The sequence below is a fragment of the Dyadobacter jiangsuensis genome (assembly GCF_003014695.1).
In the GTDB taxonomy this organism is placed as follows: domain Bacteria; phylum Bacteroidota; class Bacteroidia; order Cytophagales; family Spirosomataceae; genus Dyadobacter; species Dyadobacter jiangsuensis.
Genome location: NZ_PYAS01000005.1, coordinates 490,601 through 496,778, shown reverse-complemented (window position 1 = coordinate 496,778; position 6,178 = coordinate 490,601). Strand labels below are relative to the sequence as shown.

10 protein-coding genes and 1 pseudogene are annotated in these 6,178 nt (G+C 45.7%); 10 read left to right on the top strand and 1 reads right to left on the bottom strand.

What is annotated here, in order from left to right; genetic code table 11:
- The first annotated feature begins 133 nt into the window (after positions 1 to 133).
- The 6 genes from CLV60_RS13300 (at position 134) to CLV60_RS34240 (ending at position 2,016) form a co-directional block, all read left to right on the top strand.
- A complete protein-coding gene (locus tag CLV60_RS13300) occupies positions 134 to 502 on the top strand; it encodes a hypothetical protein (protein ID WP_211302238.1) in 369 nt (122 codons plus the stop codon).
- A 54-nt stretch (positions 503 to 556) separates the two neighbouring features.
- Positions 557 to 718, top strand: coding sequence for a hypothetical protein (locus CLV60_RS34685; RefSeq protein ID WP_229210957.1), 162 nt, complete (start codon positions 557 to 559; stop codon positions 716 to 718).
- 135 nt (positions 719 to 853) lie between these two features.
- Positions 854 to 1,015: a hypothetical protein gene (locus CLV60_RS34680; protein ID WP_229210956.1), complete on the top strand. Its 162-nt coding sequence runs from the start codon at positions 854 to 856 to the stop codon at positions 1,013 to 1,015.
- 118 nt (positions 1,016 to 1,133) lie between these two features.
- Positions 1,134 to 1,445 carry a DUF6922 domain-containing protein gene (locus tag CLV60_RS13290; protein WP_090149797.1) on the top strand — a complete coding sequence of 104 codons (312 nt, stop codon included), beginning with the start codon at positions 1,134 to 1,136 and terminating at the stop codon, positions 1,443 to 1,445.
- A complete protein-coding gene (locus CLV60_RS13285) occupies positions 1,403 to 1,759 on the top strand; it encodes a nucleotidyl transferase AbiEii/AbiGii toxin family protein (protein ID WP_170118773.1) in 357 nt (118 codons plus the stop codon). The genes CLV60_RS13290 and CLV60_RS13285 overlap by 43 nt, the downstream gene beginning before the upstream one ends.
- Positions 1,756 to 2,016 (top strand): hypothetical protein, encoded by a 261-nt coding sequence (locus CLV60_RS34240; RefSeq protein ID WP_106595838.1) that lies wholly within the window; start codon positions 1,756 to 1,758, stop codon positions 2,014 to 2,016. The genes CLV60_RS13285 and CLV60_RS34240 overlap by 4 nt, the downstream gene beginning before the upstream one ends.
- A gap of 96 nt (positions 2,017 to 2,112) precedes the next feature.
- On the opposite strand, the gene CLV60_RS13275 is transcribed toward CLV60_RS34240, so the two are convergent.
- Positions 2,113 to 2,511 (bottom strand): helix-turn-helix domain-containing protein, encoded by a 399-nt coding sequence (locus tag CLV60_RS13275; RefSeq protein WP_106595837.1) that lies wholly within the window; start codon positions 2,509 to 2,511, stop codon positions 2,113 to 2,115.
- Positions 2,512 to 2,651: 140 nt separating this feature from the next.
- Here CLV60_RS13275 and CLV60_RS34675 point away from each other — a divergent pair, with 140 nt between their 5' ends.
- From CLV60_RS34675 to CLV60_RS34670, 4 genes and pseudogenes are all read left to right on the top strand, one after another.
- A complete protein-coding gene (locus CLV60_RS34675; protein ID WP_229210955.1) occupies positions 2,652 to 4,070 on the top strand; it encodes a HEPN domain-containing protein in 1,419 nt (472 codons plus the stop codon).
- Positions 4,071 to 4,355: 285 nt separating this feature from the next.
- A complete protein-coding gene (locus tag CLV60_RS13265) occupies positions 4,356 to 4,913 on the top strand; it encodes an antirestriction protein ArdA (protein WP_090149068.1) in 558 nt (185 codons plus the stop codon).
- A 149-nt stretch (positions 4,914 to 5,062) separates the two neighbouring features.
- The gene (locus CLV60_RS34235; protein ID WP_170118772.1) at positions 5,063 to 5,224 is read left to right on the top strand and encodes a hypothetical protein; all 162 of its coding nucleotides are present in this window, start codon (positions 5,063 to 5,065) and stop codon (positions 5,222 to 5,224) included.
- Between the two features lie 57 nt (positions 5,225 to 5,281).
- Positions 5,282 to 6,064 (top strand): annotated as a pseudogene (locus tag CLV60_RS34670) (recombinase family protein); the annotation flags it as partial.
- Between the last annotated feature and the right edge of the window lie 114 nt (positions 6,065 to 6,178).

The window sequence follows — 6,178 nt, the reverse complement described above, 5'->3', positions numbered from 1 at the left end:
TGGTCAATTTGCTCCGAAACGGGGTGGTCAATTTCGCCCGGAACAGGTGGTCAGTTTAAACTGAAACGGGGTGGTCAATTTCACCGAATTTTCCATTCATAACTACTCCAGAACAGGCGAATTCTGTCGCAGAATGGAACAACGGCTTGAATTAATCCAGGCACCGGAAATGAGGATCAATAAGCGGCAGGGGCTTGAAAATGTCCTGACCGACAAGCAGCATCTGAAACTTAAATCATCCGTCGACGAGCTTTTAAATACAGTAGTATCGATCGATGAGCTCAAAGCGAAATTGTTAGCCCAGGGGTACAAAACTTATGTCGGAAGAGGTATCGCATTCTATCATCTGCAGAAAAATATCAAGATTAAAGGCTCCGACTTAGGACGGAGCTATTCGCTAGCCTCCATTGAAAAAGGATTGGCTCAAAACATCGGAATCGAGGTGAAAGAGCAGCCAAAGCAGGTGCAAAACAGGCAGAAGAAGCAGGGCCTGGGCATTTGAATGCCAGTTTCTAGGGAGAATGAGTTATTTTAGCCCAAAGTAACCTATAACATCATGAAACTGAAAGCTATCAAATTCTTTTCTCCAGAGGAAAACGTTCCGGAAGCCAAAGCCGCAGCAAAAGCAGCGCCGCTTCCGACGGGCTACATTTCTAATTCTGGCAAGCTCGTTTTTCCGGCCACGGCGCTTCGCGATTTAGGAATTGATCCAGAGTAGGCCAATTTTAAAATCGGGACACAGGACGGAAAGCGAAAAATCAAATCGGTATACCTTGTTCCGGCCGCCAATTCAGATCAGACATTTTCGTTCGAGAAAAGTGGCAGGGGACACGTAATCCCGCTGGCTGTTATATTGAAAAAAGGTGGAGTTGATTATGAAAACAAAAAGCTGATTTTCAAAAGCTTGACTTTTGATTTTGATAAGGCTACCGAAGGATTCGAACTGGCTATTGAGACAGAAGCACCAAACCTGAATACACGGGCAAGCCTCGCGGCAGAAAAGCCAAAACTGTGACTGACTCGGAAAAAATGCACTTGCCTGTGAGCAGCTATTTGCTTACAGGCGGCTGATTTCACGATAGATTCGTAACTTTTGAGCCTAAAAGCCTCCGACATCTCTTACCTTGATGATCATGCAGCAGCCAACAACACTTGAAAAACCTGATTTTGGCCCCAAATGGTTTTGGGATTTGGACTATGAGAAGATAGACTGGCAGGCGTCCTATAAAACGGTAATCGCCCGGATCATCGAGCGTGGTAAAGAAGAGCAGTGGCAAGAATTAGTCCGCTTCTACGGGCTTCAAAAAGTCGTTGACACTCTTAAAAACGAAATTGTCTTTTTACCGGATTATGCCATTGAAGAGGCATGCACATACTTTCCGATCAAAAAAGAGGAAATGCTATGCTACACGAAGAAACAGTCGAGGCCAGCACACTGGCTTTGATTCGCCGGTTAATGGCCGATGAAAATCTTGCGGAGTTTTACCTTGTTGGTGGAACGGCACTGTCCTTAAAGTTAGGTCACAGGATTTCCGTCGACATTGATCTTTTCACCGGCAAAGATTTTGACTCCGCTGCCGTCAGCGAGCATCTTAAAGTGGTCTATGGGCTGACAGACGAGAAAACGGTTAAGAATGGCGTCTTCGGATTTATCGATGATGTCAAGGTGGATTTCATCAGTCATCAATACCCGCTTATCAAACCCGTAGAGCTAACGAGTGGGATCAGAATGCTTTCCTTGGAAGATACGGTGCAATGAAGCTTTCAGCAATCGTACAAAACGGAAGCCGAATCAAAGATTTTATCTATGTCTACTCTCTTTTGGAAAAGTTACCACTGGGGCTGCTCGTAAAGGCGTATACAGACAAATATCTTCAGGCCAGTCCGCAGATTGCCAAGACAAGTCTACTGTACCACCAGGACATCGATTTTTCGGTGCCAATCAAATTACTTGATAGAAAACTCGATTGGCAGGAAACGAGTATGCGCCTGAGCCAGGCTGTTCACAGACCGTAGAGTACGTTTGAGGATGAACAGCCCGAACAATCGCTGAAACCAGGAAAGCGGCCAAGGTTGTAAGCTTATCTGACAACCTTTGAGAAAGTCTCAGGCCTAATCTTGCTTTCCTTTAAGCAATTCTAGCTTTTCGCGTTCGCTTTGTAATAGACGCTCGTATAACTTTTTGTGTTCTTCGAAAAGTTCTACAAGCTTATCGAGTGGATTAAAGGTGCAATGATGGTTGAATGTTCCTGCACTATTATCATTAAAGTTATTGAAGTAGTTAAACACAGCGTCTTCATTAAAATTCTTAATCCCTTCCGCTGAAACGCCGAGAACTTTGCTGATTTGCTCCAACAACTCTTCATCAACCATTTCGCTCTGCTCAATTTTGGATACCGTTTGCTGGCTGACCTTCAGCTCGTAGGCAAGGCTTTCCTGCTTAAGACCGCGAAGTTCACGAATCCGGGCGATCTTCTGACCGACATGGTTTGGTTTTGTTGCTGTGCTCATGGTTACAAATAAAGGGAATATCTACGCTAAGGTCAACAGGCGGCGAGCAGTGTTTTACCAACGCTCTTTGGTAGGATACAACTTGTTGTGGTTCGGCACGCTCATCCGCGGCCTCTTTTTTGTCAAAAAAAGAGAAGCCTATGGAGATTGTAAATTTAACAACAAGCGAAAGTAGGGGTTCGACCGAACAGAAGCTTGCCGACGCTCGTGATCTGGTCGCAGAATTCTTTCACGCGACCGATCTGGAATTCATTCGCGTCGAACTCTGGCAATTCCTCAAAGCAGTAACCACAGAGAAACCGTTTTCATTTCTTGGTGATCCGTCGACGGTACTTTGTCTCCACAGACATTTGCAAAAGATCATCAAGGCATGTAGGCTTCTGCTAGAGGTTGCCGAGGAAGATGGAGTCGAGTTGAACACCAGCGATTTTCAGCCTTTCAGCCATGCACAAATTGAAGCCGATCGGCAGTACATGCGTGATGTCCGCGAGCTCAACGACCGGCATGGCGGAATAATCCGCAGATTGACACTCCCTGAGACCGTGCAGCCCCTTCTGGCGATTAAGCGCGTTTTTAATACTTACGGCTATGACCAATGGCAAGAGATTTTGGAAGACTGGGTGGAATATGGGTTAAGTAAGGTGAGTATCTGCGAGGCCACTGGCGAATGTGTTGAAATCATTCAGTATGAACTGTTGGAATCTCTTCTCGAAGCCGTTTACCTGATTTCAAGAAGCGATCAAGGAATTCCATTTCAGAAACGCCGGCTTGGCAAACTGGCGGGTAGTAAAGCCATCATAGAACTGCTAATTGCAGCACTCGATCCACTTCTAATATTTGAGGTCAAGCATCCTGCGCCTGAATCAACTGAGCAAAAGCCATACAGGGATCTGCTGATTGTGTTTGCCGATGACAACCAAAAGCCCGTCAAAGAGCATCAGCCCATCGTTGAGTTATTCAACGCCGGGGATGGAAAGCTCTGTTGCTCAGTCCACAAATTGTCGGATATTCATCAGGCACTTACCAGCGGGCAAGTATACTTCTCTTTGGCCTGTACCAGCGAAAACCTAGTATACCAACGGAGTGTTACGCCATTACCAAAAATGCTCCCTGAAACCCTCAGGCAACTGATTGAAAAATCAAGGCACGCGTTTAGGGTCGGAATTAGCAAAGCCAGAAAGTTTTTTGAGGGAGCACAGTATTACCAACAAGTAAACGAGCAAGCTCTGTCGATGTTTATGCTGCAACAAGCTGCTGAAACGACTTTTCGTAGCGCTGCAGTTGCGCTCTATGGAAGCGAACGGCGCACGCATTCCATCAGATCACTCAAAAGGTTTAACCATAGATTAGCTCCTCAGTTGAATGACATCTTCCCTGGCGGTTCGCCCGATGAAGAACGGCTTTTAGAGCTTCTAGAAGAAGCATATCTCGGGGCCAGATACAATCCGGACTATCAGATCAGCGAACAAGAAGTTCATTCAATTTCTTCCCGGGTGTTACGCTTGCTAGAATTAGCCGAAGCGGTTTTCGAAGATCGAATAGCTGCAATCAGTGTTTAGTGGGAGAGGTGACTACATACCTTTTTTAAGTTGCTCAGATTGCTGAAAAAAATCATTAAAAGATGCGTTCAGTGCAAACGAAAGTTACAAAGTAAAAAATGACGGTTGCAAGCCTGCACTACGTCATCCGGCTTTTTAGCTGAACCCGCGTTAGCCAGCCGCACCTTAAACCGCCGGATGGGCATGCAACCAAGGGGACGAGCCCCATCATTTTTTCATTGAGTGGAAGGCAGCGATTGCCCTGAGCACAAAGCCGGGCCTAAGCTATTTAAATGCCTTTCGATCATGAGAAATCTCGAAAATGCTCCAAAAATCTATGTTGGAACCTATGGTCAGTATAACAGTGGATCGCTGTTCGGTAAATGGTTTGACCTGACCGAATATGCTGATCTCAAAGAATTCCTGCAAGACTGCCACGAGTTTCATCGTAATGAATTCGACCCCGAACTGATGTTCCAGGACTGGGAGAACATCCCGGATTTTTTGATATCAGAATGCAGCCTTCACAAAGAAGCTTTTGCCTACTTTGAGGCTATCTGTGAAATCGACGATGAGACTGCCGAGGCATTCGAGATTTATTGTAAGCAGATCAACTATTGGCCATCTAATGGGTACGAGCTGGAAGACCAACTTGAAAGTTTCCGAGAAAGCTACCGTGGATTCTTTGGTGGATCGATGAAAGATCCAGAGCTTGAATACGCTTATCAGTACATCGAAGAGACAGGATTGCTGTCTGGCGTGCCATCTATGCTGGAAAAGTACTTTGACTACGAGGCCTTCGCAAGGGATTTGTTCATGGAAGAGTACAGCGAATATGAGGGTCATGTGTTTGCGGACTATTGAAACTTTTTCAAAGGGCTTGGATCTCTCAGGCCCTTTTTCCTTCTCAAATTCTTTTAAAAACATTCTTATTATTCCCTACGGAATGATAGGAACTTGTAAACGATCTATCATTACTAGCTTCCTGATTAACAAAAGTAAGCAGGGAGGGTATGGAGAAGAATGGTAAAAGTGGGATTTCCCTACAAAAGATTGTGCAGCTGTATAAACAGGAAGGTCTGGAAATTACCACTGAGGAGGCAGCATTGATCTTGGATTTTTTGAAGAGAATGGCTAAAATAGCAGTAAATCAGGTGTTTAAAGGGAATGGCTAATACACACCAATCCATTAGAAGGAGCAGTCAGTAACAATATTCATCGACATTGAACATATGAAAATAGCGGATCTCTATGTGCGGGTCAGTACCGACGAGCAGGCAGACAAAGGATATTCCCAGAGGGGACAAGAGGAAGTGCTTCGGAAATATTGCGAGATCAACCGGATAGGTGTCAGAAAGGTCGTTTACGAAGATCATTCAGCCAAGACCTTTGATCGCCCGCAGTGGTCGGCTTTACTAGCTGAACTGAAAAAGTCGAAAGGGAAAACAGACTTGGTGCTTTTTACTAAATGGGATCGTTTCAGCCGGAACGCAGGCGACGCCTATCAAATGATCAATATCCTGAGAAAAGTAGGAGTGGAGCCACAGGCGATCGAACAGCCGCTCGATCTTTCAATTCCCGAAAATAAAATGATGTTGGCCTTTTACCTGGCTGCGCCCGAAGTAGAGAATGACCGCAGGGCCTTAAATACTTTTCATGGGATGCGACGTGCCAAAAAGGAGGGAAGGTATATGGGTGTGGCGCCAGTGGGCTATGTGAACAAGATAGCCGAAAGTGGAAGAAAGTATATTGCGCTACGCGAGCCGGATGCTGGGCTGATGAAATGGGCATTTGAAGAGGTAGCCAAAGGGATCTATTCCGTGGAAGAGGTGAGAAGGCAGGCGGCGCGGAGGGGGCTCAAATGCAGCAATACTTGTTTCTGGCGCGCGTTAGGAAACCCGGTTTACTTTGGAAAGATCGTGGTAAGGGGCTATAAAGATGAAGAGTACCGCTTGGTAGATGGCCAGCATGAACCGTTGATTTCGGAAAAATTATTTTATGATGTGCAGGATGCGATCGATGGAAGGCGTAAAAGATACAGGCCGAACGTGAAAAAGCTGTCCAATGAAATGTTCCCGCTCCGGGGCTTTTTGGGTTGCCCCAAATGTAGCCGAATGCTTACAGCCAGC